This window comes from Xanthobacter pseudotagetidis, assembly GCF_043194795.2.
Taxonomy (GTDB): domain Bacteria; phylum Pseudomonadota; class Alphaproteobacteria; order Rhizobiales; family Xanthobacteraceae; genus Xanthobacter; species Xanthobacter tagetidis_A.
The window spans coordinates 3,730,674-3,747,250 of record NZ_CM195534.1; the positions used below are offsets into that span (position 1 = coordinate 3,730,674).

General features: G+C 68.8%; 15 protein-coding genes. 7 read left to right on the forward strand and 8 right to left on the reverse strand.

What is annotated here, in order from left to right; translation table 11 throughout:
* Window positions 1–4: 4 nt before the first annotated feature.
* A complete protein-coding gene (locus tag V5F67_RS17045; RefSeq protein ID WP_394021768.1) occupies window positions 5–1,156 on the reverse strand; it encodes a zinc-binding metallopeptidase family protein in 1,152 nt (383 codons plus the stop codon).
* Between the two features lie 267 nt (window positions 1,157–1,423).
* On the opposite strand from V5F67_RS17045, the gene V5F67_RS17050 reads away from it, so the two are divergent.
* The 4 genes from V5F67_RS17050 (at window position 1,424) to V5F67_RS17065 (ending at window position 5,208) form a co-directional block, all read left to right on the forward strand.
* Window positions 1,424–2,548 carry a TRAP transporter substrate-binding protein gene (locus V5F67_RS17050; protein WP_394021767.1) on the forward strand — a complete coding sequence of 375 codons (1,125 nt, stop codon included), beginning with the start codon at window positions 1,424–1,426 and terminating at the stop codon, window positions 2,546–2,548.
* Window positions 2,549–2,773: 225 nt separating this feature from the next.
* Entirely contained in the window at window positions 2,774–3,373 is a 600-nt protein-coding gene (locus tag V5F67_RS17055) for a TRAP transporter small permease subunit (RefSeq protein WP_394021766.1), read from the forward strand.
* Entirely contained in the window at window positions 3,373–4,698 is a 1,326-nt protein-coding gene (locus tag V5F67_RS17060; RefSeq protein WP_394021765.1) for a TRAP transporter large permease, read from the forward strand. Before V5F67_RS17055 ends, V5F67_RS17060 begins: the two co-directional genes overlap by 1 nt.
* Before the next feature lie 54 nt (window positions 4,699–4,752).
* The gene (locus V5F67_RS17065; protein ID WP_394021764.1) at window positions 4,753–5,208 is read left to right on the forward strand and encodes a DUF488 domain-containing protein; all 456 of its coding nucleotides are present in this window, start codon (window positions 4,753–4,755) and stop codon (window positions 5,206–5,208) included.
* Between the two features lie 28 nt (window positions 5,209–5,236).
* Here the strand turns inward: V5F67_RS17065 and V5F67_RS17070 are convergent, their stop codons facing one another.
* The 3 genes from V5F67_RS17070 to V5F67_RS17080 form a co-directional block, all read right to left on the reverse strand.
* Window positions 5,237–6,862, reverse strand: a complete 1,626-nt coding sequence (locus V5F67_RS17070) for an NTP transferase domain-containing protein (RefSeq protein WP_394021763.1) — start codon at window positions 6,860–6,862, stop codon at window positions 5,237–5,239.
* A complete protein-coding gene (locus tag V5F67_RS17075; protein ID WP_394021762.1) occupies window positions 6,859–7,557 on the reverse strand; it encodes an XdhC family protein in 699 nt (232 codons plus the stop codon). The genes V5F67_RS17070 and V5F67_RS17075 overlap by 4 nt, the downstream gene beginning before the upstream one ends.
* A 141-nt stretch (window positions 7,558–7,698) precedes the next feature.
* Window positions 7,699–8,022: an XdhC family protein gene (locus V5F67_RS17080; protein ID WP_394021761.1), complete on the reverse strand. Its 324-nt coding sequence runs from the start codon at window positions 8,020–8,022 to the stop codon at window positions 7,699–7,701.
* 161 nt (window positions 8,023–8,183) lie between these two features.
* Between V5F67_RS17080 and V5F67_RS17085 the strand changes: the two genes are divergently transcribed.
* Both V5F67_RS17085 and V5F67_RS17090 read left to right on the forward strand, forming a co-directional pair.
* Window positions 8,184–9,263, forward strand: coding sequence for a lysine-2,3-aminomutase-like protein (locus tag V5F67_RS17085; protein WP_394021760.1), 1,080 nt, complete (start codon window positions 8,184–8,186; stop codon window positions 9,261–9,263).
* Window positions 9,264–9,333: 70 nt separating this feature from the next.
* Window positions 9,334–10,221, forward strand: a complete 888-nt coding sequence (locus V5F67_RS17090; protein ID WP_394021759.1) for a PPC domain-containing DNA-binding protein — start codon at window positions 9,334–9,336, stop codon at window positions 10,219–10,221.
* Window positions 10,222–10,391: 170 nt separating this feature from the next.
* Here the strand turns inward: V5F67_RS17090 and V5F67_RS17095 are convergent, their stop codons facing one another.
* From V5F67_RS17095 to V5F67_RS17110, 4 genes are all read right to left on the reverse strand, one after another.
* Window positions 10,392–11,108: an amino acid ABC transporter ATP-binding protein gene (locus tag V5F67_RS17095; RefSeq protein ID WP_394021798.1), complete on the reverse strand. Its 717-nt coding sequence runs from the start codon at window positions 11,106–11,108 to the stop codon at window positions 10,392–10,394.
* Window positions 11,109–11,183: 75 nt separating this feature from the next.
* Complete coding sequence (locus V5F67_RS17100) at window positions 11,184–12,590, reverse strand: amino acid ABC transporter permease (protein WP_394021758.1); 1,407 nt, start codon at window positions 12,588–12,590, stop codon at window positions 11,184–11,186.
* A 1-nt stretch (window position 12,591) separates the two neighbouring features.
* Complete coding sequence (locus V5F67_RS17105; protein ID WP_394021757.1) at window positions 12,592–13,887, reverse strand: amino acid ABC transporter permease; 1,296 nt, start codon at window positions 13,885–13,887, stop codon at window positions 12,592–12,594.
* Between the two features lie 115 nt (window positions 13,888–14,002).
* Entirely contained in the window at window positions 14,003–14,974 is a 972-nt protein-coding gene (locus V5F67_RS17110) for an amino acid ABC transporter substrate-binding protein (RefSeq protein WP_394021797.1), read from the reverse strand.
* 212 nt (window positions 14,975–15,186) lie between these two features.
* Between V5F67_RS17110 and metC the strand changes: the two genes are divergently transcribed.
* Window positions 15,187–16,374, forward strand: a complete 1,188-nt coding sequence (gene metC / locus V5F67_RS17115) for a cystathionine beta-lyase (protein WP_394021756.1) — start codon at window positions 15,187–15,189, stop codon at window positions 16,372–16,374.
* The last annotated feature ends 203 nt before the right edge of the window (window positions 16,375–16,577 follow it).

A 16,577-nucleotide genomic window follows, 5' to 3' on the forward strand; every position in this document is an offset into this window, starting at 1 on the left:
TCCCTCAGGCCGGGGCGGGCTGGTCCGGGAGGCTCTCGGGTGTGGGCGGCGGCGCCTCGGCCTCCGGCGGCGTGGCGGGCTGCGGCGGGTCCAGCGCCGCGCGGCCGTGAACCAGATCGTTGATGAAGCCGAGCTTCCCCACCACTGCCGGCGTCAGCACGAACGGATAGGCATCCGCCATGCCGAGGCAGCGGTTGAGGCTGTTCAGCGCCACGGTGAGCGGCGTCCAGTCGTCCACCAGCTGCTCGATGGAGCAAGGCTGGTAGGGATTGATCTCGACCGAAGTCTGGAGCGAGCCGGTGTCGTCGAGGCTGGGGCGCACCTTCATGCCGAACGCCTGCGCCATCTCCAGCGTGTCGACGATGTGGACGTAGTGCTTGAAGGTCTCCGCGAAGTCCTCCCAGGGATGGGACGTGGCGTAGGACGAGACGAAGTTCGCCTGCCAGTCCGGCGGCGGACCGTTTTCATAATGCGCCTTCAGGGCCTCGCCATAATCCGCCCGTTCGTCGCCGAACACGGCGCGGCAGGCATCGAGGTGGTGCTGGTCGCGCACCAGCCGGTTCCAGTAATAGTGCCCCACCTCGTGCCGGAAATGGCCCAGCAGGGTGCGATAGGGCTCGCCGAGGTCCGTGCGCCGCCGCTCGCGCTCCACGTCGTCGGCCTCGGCGAGGGCGATGGTGATGAGCCCCTCATCGTGGCCGGTCATGACGCGCGGTGTCTGCGGCTCATCCGGCCGGTCGGCGAGGAAGTCGAAGCACAGGCCGCCCTCGCGGTCCTCGTTGCTCTCCAGCGGCAGGCAGAGCTGGAGCAGCGAATAGATGAGCCGGTGCTTGGCCCGCTCGATGCGGTGCCACTTCTCCATGTTCACCGGCACCGAGAGGTCGGGCACCGTGCGGTTGTGGCGGCAGGCGCGGCAGTATTCGCCCTCCTGCGCCTCCGGCACCAGCCAGTTGCAGGCGTCGAGCGCGGCATTGGCGCAGAAGCGGTAGCGCTGCCCGTCGCTGAGCGAGCGCACGATCCCCTCTTCGGGCTCCGGCTCCACCGCGCTCAGGTCGTTCACGTCGGGCAGGTAGCCCAGCGGATGGCCGCATTGGCCGCAAACGCGGTTCTCGAAGTGGATGAGCTGCCCGCAGGCCTCGCATTGAAACAGACGCATGTGTCTTTGTCCCCGCCTCCGCTGCTTGTGCGCACAAGACTAGAACCGTCCCGCAGGTTCCATCCTGCGTCCTGCGGCTGCCCATTCCCGCGCCAGACGCGCAAGCGTGAACGCCGAAGGCTCCCTTACGGCAGAAAATTCGCACGCATTCGACCAAAGTCTATTGCCTAGATCGACCCTCGTGTCGTCTTCTGCATACCGTAGACGGGGGCGCCGTGCGCCAACACAGCGGAAAAATCTCCGCCGCCCCCGCACAGGGAGGAAAACGTGACCAAGGAAACGAGCACGAAAGATCGTGCGCGCCCGTCCCGGCGTGCAATTCTCGCTGGTGCCGCCGCAGGCGCCGCCGCCACTGTCGCCGCCCCGGCCGTACATGCCCAGGCCTCCGTCAAGCTGAAATTCCAGTCCACATGGCCGAACAAGGACATCTTCCACGAGTTTGCCGGCGATTTCGTGCGCTACGTCAACACCATGGCGGGCGGACGCGTGGAGCTGGAGCTGCTCGCCGCCGGCGCCGTGGTGCCCGCCTTCCAGGTGGCTGATGCGGTCTCGGCCGGCATCATCGACGGCGGCCACGGCGTCTCCGCCTACTGGTACGGCAAGAACAAGGCGTTCTCGCTGTTCGGCACCGCTCCTGCCTTCGGCTGGGATGCGGACGAGCTCATGGGCTGGATCCGCTATGGCGGTGGCCAGGCGCTCTATGACGAGCTGGTGCAGGGCATCCTGAAGCTCAACGTGGTCGGCCTGCTTACCGGACCCATGCCGGGGCAGCCGCTCGGCTGGTTCAAGAACGAGATCTCCAGCGCCGACCAGCTGAAGAACCTCAAGTACCGCACGGTCGGCCTCGCCGCCGACCTCAACAAGGAGCTGGGCGTCGCCGTCACCATCCTGCCGGGCGGCGAGATCGTCCCCGCCATGGACCGCGGCCTCATCGACGGCGCCGAGTTCAACAATCCCTCGTCCGATCTGGTGCTCGGCTTCCCCGACGTGTCCAAGGTCTACATGGTCCGCAGCTACCATCAGGCGCTGGAATGCTTCGAGGTGCTGTTCAACAAGACCAAGTTCGACGCTCTGCCGAAGGACGTGCAGGCGATCATCCGCGGCGCCGCGGACGCGGCCTCCTCGGACATGATGTGGAAGGCGCAGGACCGCTACTCCAAGGACCTCGAAGTCCTCAAGTCGCGCGGCGTCAAGGTCATTCCCACGCCGACGCCGGTGCTGCAGGCCCAGCTCAATGCCTGGGACCGGGTGATCGCCAATCTCTCCTCCGATCCCTTCTTCAAGAAGGTCATCGACAGCCAGATGGCGTGGGCGAAGCGCGTGGTGGGCTTCCGCCTCGAATACGAGCCGGACAGCGCCATGGCCTACAACCACTTCTTCAAGAAGGCCTGAGCCGGGCCAGCCGCGCAGGGCGCCGCGGTCGCATTCAAACGATTCGACCGCGGCGCCTTCGCAAGATTCCAGCCGAGAAACGCGCGAGGGGCCATCCCCCCTCGCGCATTCCGGCGCAACCGCTGTGCCCGCTCCGTTTCGACCCAAGCCATTTCGACCGAACGCGGCTCGGCCAAGAGCCCTCCGGTCCAAGAAGAAACACGCCCTTTCCGAGGAAACACGCGTATGCAACGCTTCCTTCTCGCCGTTGACACGCTGAACACATTCATCGGCAAATTGTTCGCCTGGACGATCGTGATCCTCACGCTGGCAATCTGCTACGAGGTGTTCTGCCGCTATGCGCTGCGCGCCCCGACCACCTGGGCGTATGATGTTTCCTACATGCTTTACGGCACGCTCTTCATGATGGCCGGCGCCTACACCCTGGCGCGGAACGGCCACGTGCGCGGCGATTTCCTCTACCGCAACTGGCCGGTCAAGCGGCAGGCGCTGGTGGACCTGATCCTTTACTTTGTCTTTTTCTTTCCCGGCATCATCGCTCTCATCTATTCCGGCTGGAACTATTTCTACCTGTCCTACCTGCTCAACGAGCACTCCTCCTTCTCCCCCGACGGACCGATGATCTGGCCGTTCAAGGGCCTGATCCCGCTCACCGGGCTGCTGATGTTCCTCCAGGGGGTGGTCGAGGTGGTCCGCTGCGCCATCGCGCTCAAGACCGGCCAGTGGCCGGAGCGCCTCCACGACGTGGAGGAGATGGAGAAGATGATCCTCGAGGAAGCCGCCAACAAGTCTGACGCCGAGGCCATCGGCCGGGGGAGCCTGTGATGTTTCTGTCGGATCCCGCCCTCGGCATCCTTATGCTGGTGCTGTTCATCGTCTTCCTGCTACTCGGATTTCCCATCGCCTTCACGCTCATGGCGCTGGGCGTGGGCTTCGGCTACGTGACGCGCGGCGACACCGTGTTCCAGCTGTTCGTCCAGCGCACCTATTCGGTGATGGCGAACGACGTGCTCATCTCCATCCCCCTGTTCCTGTTCATGGGCTACGTGGTGGAGCGCGCCAACATCCTCGACCGGCTGTTCCGCTCGATCCAGCTCGCCGCGGGCTGGGTGCCGGGCTCGCTGGCGGTCGCCACCCTCATCACCTGCGCCATGTTCGCCACCGCCACCGGCATCGTCGGCGCGGTGGTGACGCTCATGGGCCTGCTCGCCTTCCCGGCGATGCTGCGCGCCGGCTACGACACCCGCCTCGCGGCCGGCGTCGTGTGCGCCGGCGGCTGCCTCGGCATCCTCATCCCCCCGAGCGTGATGCTGATCCTCTACGGCGCCACGGCGGGCGTGTCGGTGGTAAAGCTCTATGCCGCCGCCTTTCTGCCGGGGCTGATGCTGGCGGGGCTCTACATGCTCTACGTGATCGTCATCGCGATGGTCTATCCGAACCGCGCGCCGAAGCTGCCGCCTGACCAGCGGGCGGGCTCGTTCTGGGAGATCGCGTGGGCGCTGATCTCGTCCTTCTTCCCGCTCGCGGTCCTCATCTCCGCGGTTCTGGGCGCCATCGTGTTCGGCCTCGCCACGCCTTCCGAGGCGGCGGCGGTGGGCGCGCTCGGCTCGGTCCTCCTGGCCCTGGCCTATCGCAGCTTCTCGCTCGACAAGCTGAAGGAGAGCGTGTTCCTCACCGCCCGGGCCTCGGCCATGGTGTGCTGGCTGTTCGTCGGCTCGGCGGTGTTCTCGGCCGTGTTCGCCCTGCTCGGCGGCCAGCAGGTGGTGGAGGAGTTCGTCCTCTCCCTCAACCTCAGCCCGGTGGGCTTCATGCTGCTCACCCAGGCCATCATCTTCGTGCTCGGCTGGCCGCTGGAATGGACCGAGATCATCGTCATCTTTCTCCCCATCTTCCTGCCCTTGCTCGATAATTTCGGCATCGACCCGATCTTCTTCGGGGTCCTGGTGGGCCTGAACCTGCAGACCTCGTTCCTCTCGCCGCCGGTGGCCATGGCCCCCTTCTATCTGAAGGGCGTGGCGCCCAAGCACATCTCCATCGACGAGATCTTCGCCGGCGTGATGCCGTTCCTCGCCATCGTCATCATCTCCATGGCGCTGCTCTACATCTTCCCGGAGATCGCGCTGTGGCTGCCGAAGGCGCTCTATGGATGAGACTGAACCTGCGCCGCAGATGACGGCGACCGGGAGCGCGGGCATGATGGGATCATGATCCGCGCTCCCTTCTTCACCATCGGCTACGAGGGCACCACGCCTTCCGCCTTCGCCGCCGCGCTGGAAAGCGCCGGCGTCGACCTCATCGTCGATGTCAGGGCGGTGGCCGCCTCGCGCCGGCCGGGCTTCTCGAAGGGCGCGCTCTCGGCCAGCGTCAACAGCCAGGGCATCGGCTACGTGCACCTGCGCGCGCTCGGCACGCCGAAGGAGGGGCGCGAGGCCGCGCGCTCCGGCGATGCCGCGGCGCTCGCGCGCATCTATGGCGCCCATCTCCAGACCGACGCCGCCCGCGCGGCGCTGGAGGAACTGAAGAATCTCGCCGGCGGCCGGCGCATCTGCCTGCTGTGCTACGAGCGCCACGTGGAAGGCTGCCACCGGCGCATGCTCGCCGACTGGCTGTGCGAGCGCATCGACGCCGAGCCGACCCATCTCATGCCGGCGCCGTTCTGAGGCGCCGGAAGACACGGGAGCGACAGGCTCAGCGTGCCGGTTCGGGCTCCGGCCTTCGGACCGCACTCCGGGCCGCGGCGAGCAGCTCCGGCGTATCCACGTCGAGGAACGCGCCCGCCCCCTCGGCCTCGACCTCCACCACGGCGGCGGCATTGGCGGCCAGCACCTGACGGGCGCCGGTGTCGCCATCGAGCCCCGAGAGGTCGGAGAAGTAGCGCCGCGACCACAGCACCGGATGACCGCGCGCGCCGTCGGCCACCGGCACCACGATCAGCCGCCCCGCATCGCCCGCATGGGCGGCGATGAGCCGGTCGATGAGAGCGGGCGCGACCAGCGGCATGTCGCCGAGCACCACCAGAGCACCCGCCGCCTCGGCCGGCACCGCCGCGATCCCGGCGCGCAGCGAGGAGGCCATGCCGCTCGCATAGTCGCCATTGTGCACCAGGGTGACGGAAAGCCCGGAAAGCGCGCGCTCGATCCTCTCGCGCTCATGGCCGGTGACGACGATCACCGGGCGGGCGCGCGAGCCGAGCGCCGCCTGCACCACGCGGCGGATCACCGGAACCCCGTCCACCTCCTCCAGGAGCTTGTTGGCGCCGCCCATGCGGGTGCTGCGGCCCGCCGCCAGCACCACCGCCGCGAAGCCCTCGCCGGCCTCCGCCAGCTCGGCGCGGGGCTGGGGCCTGGAGACGATCTCCTTCAGCAGCCCGCCGGCGCCCATGCGGGCGATGTCGGCGCTCGCCACCGGCAGGTCGGCCATGAGGCGCATGAGCACGAAGTCGAAGCCGTTCTCCTTGGGGCTGCGGGCGCAGCCGGGCGCGCCCAGCACCGGCACGGCGCCCAGCCGCCCGAGCAGCAGCAGGTTGCCGGGGTCCACCGGCATGCCGAGGCGCAGCACCTCGCCGCCCGCCGCCTCGATGGCGGCCGGAATCACGTCGCGCCGGTCGGCGATGGCCGAGGCGCCGAACACCACGATCAGCTCCGCGCCCTCGCCCGCCACCGCGCCGATGGCATCGGCAAGCGGCGCCGTCTCGTGCGGCACCCGAAGGTCCGCCGCCACGGCCGCGCCGGCGGGGGCGAGCCGCGCGCGGGTGATGGCGAGGGTCTTGTCGATCACCTTCTCCTGCAGCCCCGGCAGGCGCGTGGAGATGATCGCCACCCGTCGGCGCACGAACGGCGCCACCGTGATCGAGGCGCCCGTGGCAGCAGCCGCCGCCACCTGGCCCGACGGCACGGCGAAGGGGATGATCTTCACCGTCGCCACCATCTCACCCTTCGCCACGCTCTGGAGGCTGGGCAGGGTGGCGAGCGTGATGGCCTCGTCCACCGCGTTGAAGGCGTCGATGCCGTCGGCGTCGAAGACCAGAACGCCCGCCTCGGCCGCGTGCAGGTTGGCGCGGCCGGTGAAGGGCGCCTCGGCGGTCACGCCCGCGCCCGCCACCACCGCCGCGAGCCGGGCGGCGGCGGCGTCCTCGGTGAGATCGCCCTCTTCCAGCCGCGCGGCGACGATGGTGCCGACCCCCGCCGCCGCGAGCGCCGCCTGCTCGGCGGCGCTGATGCGCGTGCCCTTGCGGATCACGGTGCCGCCGATGCGCACCGAATGGGCGGCGATGGCCCCTTCGGCCTCGGCGAGCGGGATCGGTCCGAATCTCACGCGCCCGCTCCTTCCCGTCCCGGCCGGCGCCAGGCGGCGATCACCTGCCCGAGGATGGCGACGGCGATCTCCTCCGGGCTCGAAGCGCCGATGTCGAGGCCGATGGGCGCGGCGATGGTGCCGATCTGCTCGGCGCTGAAGCCTTGGGCGGCGAGGCGCTCCACGCGCTTGGCGTGGGTGCGCCGCGAGCCCAGCGCGCCGATATAGAAGCAGCCCGCCTCAAGCGCCCCGGCGATGGCCGGGTCGTCGAGCTTCGGGTCGTGGGTCAGCGCCACCAGCCCGGTGAAGGGATCGAGGCCGTAGGCCGGCAGCACCACGTCCGGCCAGTCGGCGAGGATCGGCACGCCGGGAAAGCGGTCCTCGGTGGCGAAGGCGGTGCGCGGGTCCATGATGGTCACGTCGAAGCCCACCATCCGCGCCATGGGCGCCAAAGCCTGCGAGATGTGTACCGCCCCGGCGATCAGCAGGCGCGGCGGCGGCACGTGGACGGTGAGGAAGGCCCGCGCCGCCCCCTCCCCCACCATGCCGCTCCTGCCGGAGGCGAGCGCCGCGGCAAGCGCCATGGCGCGGGGGTCAGTGGCCACCTGATCGGCGGTGACGAGACGTTCTTCGCCGCTCGCGAGCTCGGTGACGAGGATGACGGGACGGCGGGCGGTGCGCTCGGCGTTGAGCGCCGCCAGGAGATCGAGCCGCATGAGAGGTGCCTTTCCGCTGCCGGCGCCTTAGAGCGCGATCCGATCAAATTGCATCAATCTGATCGGTGAATCGCCTTCTCACTTAATGACAGAGAACGCGTTATCCGATCAGCTTGCGGTGCAAGATGATCGGTGCGCGTTCTAGGCGACCGGCTCCACATAGACCGAGATGCGGCCACCACAGGACAGGCCCACCCGCCACGCGGTCTCGTCGGCGACCCCGAACTCCAGCATCTTCGGACGGCCGGAGGCGATGACCTCGCCGGCCTCGCTCACCACCGCCCCCTCCACGCAGCCGCCGGAGACCGAGCCGAGGAAATTGCCCTCGGCGTCGATCACGAGGTGGCTGCCCACCGGGCGCGGCGCCGAGCCCCAGGTCTCCATCACGGTGGCGATGGCGACCTTGCGGCCCTCCCGGCTCCAGGCCTCGGCGGCGGCGAGGATGTCATTGTCGAGCGTCGGCATCTTGTCCCTCCATCGCGCGCCGCTGTACGGCTGCGCCGCGCGCCCGGGTCGGGGCCATGGGGCGCGAACGTTGGCGATGTTATCCTTATCCCTATATAGGTGCGCCTGCCGGCGGCCGCCTGCAAGCGTACCTTTTCTCAAAGGGCTCCCTGGGTTTCATCATGTCCGTCCACCGCCTGCCGCTCTCGGCGCAAGACGACGCGCGCCGCACCCTGCGCACCGCCGACGACCTGGTGGCGGCGGGCCTCGCCGCGCCGCAGGCCGAGGCCGCGCTGGCGCGGGTGGCGGAGCGCTATGCGGTGGCGGTCCCCCCGGCGCTGCAGGACCTCCTGGCGGCGGGCGCGGGCGAAGCCATCGCCCGCCAGTTCGTGCCCGATCCGGCGGAGCTGGAGGTCCGTCCCGAGGAACGCGCCGACCCCATCGGCGACCATGCCCATTCCCCGGTGCCCGGCATCGTCCACCGCTACCCGGACCGGGTGCTGCTGAAGGCGGTGAGCGTGTGCGCGGTCTATTGCCGCTTCTGCTTCCGCCGCGAGATGGTGGGGCCGGGCGCGGACGAGGCGCTCACGCCCGAACGGCTGGAGGCGGCGCTCGCCTACATCGCCGGCCATCCCGGGATCTGGGAGGTGATCCTCACCGGCGGCGATCCCTTCATGCTCGCGCCGCGCCGCATGGCGGAGCTGACCGCGCGCCTTGCCGCCGTCGATCACGTGAAGGTGCTGCGCTTCCATACCCGCGTGCCCATCGCCGCGCCGGAGCGGGTGACGCCGGCCCTGGTCTCCGCTTTGAAAGCCGAAGGCGTGACCTCCTACGTGGCGGTCCACGCCAACCATGCCAGCGAGCTTTCAGCCCCGGCGCGCGCCGCGCTGGCCCGCCTCGCCGATGCCGGCATCCCGCTTTTGTCGCAGACCGTTCTGCTGAAGGGCGTGAACGACGATGCGGGAACGCTCGCCGACCTGTTCCGCGCGCTCGTGGAATGCCGGGTGAAGCCCTATTACCTGCACCATCCGGACCTCGCGCCCGGCACCGCGCACTTCCGCCTGCCGGTGGCGCAGGGCCAGGCGATCATGCGGGCGCTGCGCGGCCGGCTGTCGGGCATCGCGCTTCCCACTTATGTGCTCGACATCCCCGGCGGCGCCGGAAAGGTGCCGCTCACGCCGGGCTATGTGGAGGCGGACGGCGAGCGCCTCGCGGTGCGGGACCATTGCGGCGGCGTCCACGCCTATCCGCCGGAGCGGTGAGGCGCGTTCCGCCCGAGCCGGCGGCGTGATATTGCGGGCGCAACCACCAAGAACATCCAAGGACCCGCTCATGGACGCCGAGCCGGATGCCATCCGCCGCCTGACGCAGCCTGGCCCCGAGGCACCCGAGCGCATCGAGAGCGCTGTCGGAGCGCTGAAGCGCCTCGATTTCACGCTGGAGCCGGGCCTCACCATCAACGCCGCCATCGCCGGACCGCTGCTCCAGGCCGGAATCTCGGCGGCGCAGGTGGAACTGGAAGGCGGCGCCTTCGGCCCCTTCACCTATGTGATGCCGGCCGGCGCGCAGGATGCGGCGCACGCCGCCTGGTACAGCGCGCCATTTTCACCCCGGGGCCTCACCCGCCTGGAAGCCGGCAACGTCACCTTCGGCCGGCGCGAGGGGTCCCCCTTCATCCATTGCCACGCCTTCTGGATCGAGCCCGACGGCAGCCGCCACGGCGGGCACGTGATGCCGCACGAGGCGGTGGTGGCCGAACCCATCGCGGCGCGCGCCTACGGCACCGGCGACGTTCAGACCAGCGCCGATTTCGATCCCGAGACCAATTTCACCCTGTTCACGCCGCACCAGGCCCGCGCCGCGGACGGCGGCCCGCGCATCGCCTTCGCGCGGGTGCGGCCGAACACGGAAATCTCGGCGGCGCTGGAGGAGATCTGCCGGCGCCACGGCTTTCCGGCCGGGCGGGTGCGCGGCAGCGTCGGCAGCCTCGTCGGCGCCCGCTTCGAGGACCGCGCACCGGTGGACGACTACGCCACCGAGGTGTTCGTGCGCGACGGCGTGATCGCGCCGGACGGCGCGGGCGGCCTGAAGGCCCGGCTCGACATCGCCATGGTGGGCATGAGCGGCGTGATGGCCGAAGGCCGGCTGGCCCACGGGCGGAACGGCGTGTGCATCACCTTCGAACTGGCGGTGGAGGAGGCGGCGCCCGGCGCAGTGTGAGAAACGGCGGCCTGTGAGACGGGGCAGGCCCCCCTCCCCCTTGCGGGAAGGGTGAGGGGGCGGGGGTTACGCACCCTCTGCATCTGGCGCCATGCACGCCCGGAAAAGCAGGTGATACCCCTTTCCCTCCCCACAAGGGGGAGGGAAAGGCCCGGTCGCGTGCCCACCCCTCAGTGCAGGATCTGGCTCAGGAACAGCCTGGTGCGCTCGTGCTGCGGGTTCGAGAAGAAGGCGTTGGGCTCGTTCATCTCGATGATCTGGCCGGCGTCCATGAAGATCACCCGGTTCGCCACCTGCCGGGCAAAGCCCATCTCGTGGGTCACGCACAGCATGGTCATGCCGTCCTCGGCGAGCTGGACCATGGTGTCCAGCACCTCCTTCACCATCTCCGGGTCGAGGGCGGAGGTGGGCTCGTCGAACAGCATGATGCGCGGGCGCATGCAGAGCGCGCGGGCGATGGCGACGCGCTGCTGCTGGCCGCCGGAGAGCTGGCCGGGGTATTTCGACGCCTGGTGCGGGATCTTCACCTTCTCCAGGAAGTGCATCGCCAGCGCCTCGGCCTCCTTCTTCGGCATCTTGCGCACCCACATGGGCGCGAGCGTGCAGTTCTCGAGGATGGTGAGGTGCGGGAACAGGTTGAAGTGCTGGAAGCACATGCCCACCTCGCGGCGCACCTCGTCGATGCGCTTCAGGTCGTCGGTGAGCTCGATGCCATCCACCACGATCCTGCCCTTCTGGTGCTCCTCCAGGCGGTTGATGCAGCGGATGAGGGTCGACTTGCCCGAGCCCGAGGGGCCGCAGATGACCAGCCTCTCGCCCTTGTGGACCGTGAGGTTGATGTCGCGCAGGACGTGGAACTCGCCATACCACTTGTTGACCCCCGTCATGGAGACGGCGATCTCGGGGGCACTCTTTTCCACGTCGGCGATGATGCTATCGGCGGTCACGGCGAAATCCTCACGTCAGTGGCGTTGTGCCCGGTTGAGGCGCTTCTCCAGCGCCATCGAGTAGCGGGACATGCCGAAGCAGAACACGAAATAGACGATGCCGGCGAAGCCGAAGCCGGTGAACAGGGTGGTCGGCGTCGCCCAGTTGGGGTCGGTGAAGGCCGCGCGCATGGCGCCGAGCAGGTCGAAGATCGAGACGATCAGCACCAGCGTCGTGTCCTTGAACAGGCCGATGAAGTTGTTGACGATGCCGGGGATCACCAGCTTCAGCGCCTGGGGCAGCACCACGAGGCGCATCATCAGGCTGGAGCGCAGGCCCACCGCCATGGCGCCCTCGTACTGGCCCTTGGGGATCGCCTGGAGGCCGCCGCGCACCACCTCGGCCATGTAGGCGGAGGCGAACAGCGCGACACCGACGAGAGCCCGCAGCAGCCCGTCGATGGTGAGGCGCCCGGGCAGGAACAAAGGCAGCATGTAGGTGGCGAAGAACAGCACCGTGATGAGCGGCACGCCGCGCCAGAACTCGATGAAGGCGATGGAGGCGATCTTCACCAGCGGCAGCTTGGAGCGCCGCCCGAGCGCCAGGAGGATGCCGAACGGGAGCGACACGGTGATGCCGGTGACGGCGATCACCAGCGTCACCAGCAGGCCGCCCCAAAGCCGCGTCTCCACCGGGGCGAGGCCGAGATCGATGTCGGCGGCGAACAGGATCGCCGCCAGAACGGCGAACGTCACCAGCGTCGAGCGCACCGCCGGCCGCATGGCCTCCGGCCCGGCCACGAAGCGGCAGACGAGCGCCACCAGCACCGTCACCAGTGCGGTGGACAGGATGAAGTCGGCCCAGAAGCCGAACTGAATTCCCCCCGCCGCGCCGAAGCCGGAGAACACGCCGCCGAGGCCGAGCCAGGACAACAGGAAGCCCTTGGGCTCCATGTTGCCGCCGGTGAGCAGGATGAAGGCGATGACCGGATAGACGCCGAAGAACAGGCTGGCATTGAGCCGCTTGTAGGGCAGGCTCTGGATCAGGAGCGGCAGCAGCAGCACCGCGCCCATCACGTAGACGAGGTTCACGCGCCAGCGCTCGGCGGCCGGATAGAAGCCGTAGACCAACTGGTCGAACTTGGCCCAGATGAAGGGCCAGCAGGCGCCGACCGCGCGGCCGACCTTGTCGGGCAGGCAGGCGTCGCGGTTGGTGCCGCTCCACACCGCGTCGGTGATGAAGAACTGCACCAGCGGCGGAATGGTCACATAGACCAGCCAGGCGCCGAACAAGGTGAGCAGCACCTGCGGCAGCGAGCCGAACAGGTGCCCGCGCAGATAGGCGAAGGTGCCGCGCTCGGAGATCGGCGGCGGCTCGGAGCCGAGGACCTGCGCCGCGACGAAGGGCTGGACGGGGGCGCTGCCTGCGGAGCTCTTGGCCATCTCAGCGCTCCACCAGCGCGACGCGCTTGTTGTACCAGCCCATCAGCATGGAGGTGAGGATGGAGATGGTGAGGTAGACCGCCATGGTCATGGCGATGATCTCGATCGCCTGCCCGGTCTGGTTCAGGGTCGAGCCGGCGAACACCGAGAACAGGTCCGGGTAGCCCACGGCGACCCCGAGCGACGAGTTCTTGGTGAGGTTGAGATACTGGCTGGTGAGGGGCGGCACGATCACCCGCAGCGCCTGGGGGATCACCACCAGGCGCAAGGTCGGCCCGTTGCGCAGGCCGAGCGAGTGCGCCGCCTCGGTCTGGCCCTTGGACACCGCGAGGATGCCGGCGCGCACGATCTCGGCGATGAAGCCCGCGGTATAGATGACCAGCGCCAGCAGCAGCGCCACGAACTCGGGGATCACGCGCACGCCGCCGACGAAGTTGAAGCCGCGCAGCTCCGGCCGCTCCACGCCGATGGGAAAGCCCATGGCGGCGGAAACCAGGAGCGGCAGGCCGACGATGATGGCGAGGCAGATCCAGAACACCGGCAGGATCTGGCCCGTGGCCTCCCGCCGCTTGCGGGCGAAGCGTGAGAACAGGATCGCGATGACGATGCCGACGGCGAGGGCGGCGAGCAGCGCCGTGCCGCCGCTCTCGATGAAGAAGCGCGGCACCACGAGGCCGCGGTTGTTCACGAACACGGAGGGCGCGCCGAGCGCGGCGGCCAGGGAGCCGACCGGACCGCCCAGCAGGCCGAGGCCGATCGCGTTGAGCCCGCTGGAGATGGCCGAGAAGATCGGCTGCAGGCCGAGGCCCCAGCTCTGGCGCGGCCCGGGCAGGGCCGCCAGCACGGCAAGATACCAGAACAGGATCTGGAACAGCGGCGGCAGGTTGCGCGTGACCTCCACATAGGCCGAGGCCAGGGCTTGGATCACCACGTTCTTGGAGAGGCGGGCGACGCCCATCAGGAAGCCGAGGATGGTGGCGAGGATGATGCCGAGCACCGCCACCAGAAGCGTGTTGAGGAGGCCCACCACGAAGGCGCGGCCGTAGGTCATGTCCTCATTGTAGGGGATCAGCGTCTGGCTGATGGCGAAGCCGGCCCGGTTGTCGAGGAAGCCGAAGCCGGAGGCGATGCCCTGGCGGGCGAGGTTCGCCACCGCGTTGTTGTAGAACGACCACAGCAGGAAGAGCAGCAGCAGCCCAAGCGCGATCTGAATGACGGCCGACCGGAGCTTGGGATCGGTCCATGACCACCGCCGGCCCGCGCCATGCACAGGCGCGGAATCTGTCGCATCGCTCATTGGCCCCTCGAGAAGATGGGGGAATTTTCCCCTTATGATTGGAGGTGGGGCGCGGACGCCCCTCCTCCCTGGTCGCGGCTCCCGGGTGGAGCCGGCAGTGGCCGAGCCTCAGCCCTCAGCGGACCGGCATGCCGTACTGCAGGCCGCCGTTGGTCCACAGCTTGTTCACGCCGCGCTCGATGCCGAGCGGGGTGTTGGGGCCGACGTTACGGTCGTAGATCTCGCCGTAGTTGCCCACCGCCTTGACGATGCGCACCGCCCAGTCGGCGGTGAGGCCGATGCCCTCGCCGTACTTGCCGTCGGTGCCGAGCAGGCGCTTGATCTCCGGATTGGTGGAATTGACCATCTCGTCGACGTTCTTCTGGGTGATCCCGAGCTCCTCGGCATTGATCAGCGCGAAGCCGACCCACTTCACGAGGTCGAACCACTGGTCATCGCCATGGCGCACCAGCGGGCCGAGCGGCTCCTTGGAGATGGTCTCGGGCAGCACGATGTGGTCGGCCGGGTTGGTGAGCTTCAGGCGCACCGCGGCGAGCTGCGAGCGGTCCGAGGTGAACACGTCGCAGCGGCCGGACTCGTAGGCCTTCACCGCCTCGTCGAGGGTCGCGAAGGCGATCACCTCGCTGTACTTCATGTTCTTGGAGCGGAAGTAGTCGCCCACGTTCAGCTCGTTGGAGGTGCCGGTCTGCACGCAGATGGAGGCGCCGTTGAGCTCGGTGGAGGACTTGATGTTGGCCGACTTGCGGATCAGAAAGCCCTGGCCGTCATAATAGATCACGCCGGTGAAGTTGAAGCCGAGCGTGGTGTCGCGCGACATGGTCCACGTGGTGTTGCGCGACAGGAGGTCGATGGCGCCAGAAGTCAGCGCAGTGAAGCGGTCCTTCGCCGAGAGCGGGGAATACTTCACCTTGGAGGGGTCGTTGAAGATGGCGGCGGCCACGGCGCGGCAGAAATCCACGTCGAGGCCGGACCATTCGTTCTTGTCGTTGGGGCTAGAGAAGCCGGGCAGGCCCTGGGACACGCCGCAGTTGAGCGCGCCCCGTGCCTTGACGTCGTCGAGGGTCGCCGCCTGGGCCGCGCTTGCCATGGCGAGGAGGCCGGCAGCTGCTGCGATGAGGAATTGCTTCACGGAAACGTCCCTTCTCTGGTGGTCCCGGATCGGTCCGCCGCCAGCTCTCGTGTCGCATCGGCTCGACGAGGACCCCCGAGGCATCGTATCTGCGCATCTCATCGTCTTGCGCGGGTCGGGTCAATAGAGCCGAACGCCGGGCGGGTGGAATTCCGGGACGGAGTAGGAACATGGGTCATAATGGGGACGGCGAGCGCACTTTCGCGCCGCAGACGGAAGTGGTGCGGCTCGGGCGCGACCCGTTCCGCTTCGACGGGTTCGTGAACACGCCCGTGGTGCGCGGCTCCACCGTCCTCTCGCCCACCTATGACGATCTCGTGCACCATCGCGGCCGCTACAGCTACGGCCGGCGCGGCAATCCTACCACCGAGGCGCTGGAGGGCGCGCTCCAGGCGCTGGAAGGCAGCGACGGCGTGGTGCTCACGCCGTCGGGGCTCTCGGCTTGCTCCCTCGGCCTGCTCTCGGTGCTGGGCGCCGGCGACCACCTGCTGATGGTGGACACGGTCTACAAGCCCACCCGCCAGGTCTGCGACACGGTGCTGAAGCGGCTGGGCGTCTCGACCACCTATTACGATCCGCTGGTCGGCGCCGGCATCGCCGGCCTCATCGGCCCGAACACCCGCGCCATTTTCATGGAATCGCCCGGCTCCCAGAGCTTCGAAATGCAGGACGTGCCGGCCATCTGCGAGGTCGCCCGCGCGCGCGGCGTCACCACGCTGATCGACAACACCTGGGCGACGCCGCTCTATTTCAAGCCACACGCCTTCGGAGTGGACGTCTCCATCCAGGCGGGCACCAAGTACATCAGCGGCCACGCGGACCTCAACCTCGGCACGGTCTCGGCGGTCGGGACGGCCTGGCGTCAGGTGCAGGCGACCCACGGCACGCTGGGAATCACCATCAGCCCGGACGATGCCGCGCTGGGCGCGCGCGGACTTAGGACCATGGCGGTGCGGCTGGAGCGCCACCAGGCCTCGGCGCTGGAGATCGCCCGCTGGCTCCAGGCCCGGCCCGAGGTCTCGCGGGTGCTCCATCCGGCGCTGCCCACCGATCCCGGCCACGCCATCTGGTCGCGCGACTTCTCCGGCGCGAGCGGGCTGTTCAGCTTCATCCTGAAGGACGTGCCGGAAAAGGCCGTGGCGGTCTTCTTCGATTCCCTCGCCCTGTTCGGCATGGGCTATTCGTGGGGCGGCTATGAGAGCCTCGCCATCCCTTTCGACTGCGCCGACTACCGCACCGCCACCGTCTGGGACGTGGAGGGGCCGGCCGTGCGCTTGCATATCGGCCTCGAGGACGTGGACGACCTCAAGGCTGACATCGACCAGGCCTTCGCGAAGATGGCTGCGGCGGCCGGCTGAGCGCGGCCGGTTCACCGAATATACCAGTACCCGTCATGCCCCGGCCCGTCCGGGGCATCCACCGAGCCGTTTGCGCGGCGCTCGAAGAACGGGCGCCGCCGACGCCGCAATGTGGATCCCCCGGACAAGCCGGGGGATGACGGCGGGAGGGGTTCGCGAAGGGCGCGAATGAACGGCCCTGCGCTGCGCTCCGCCCCGCCGCC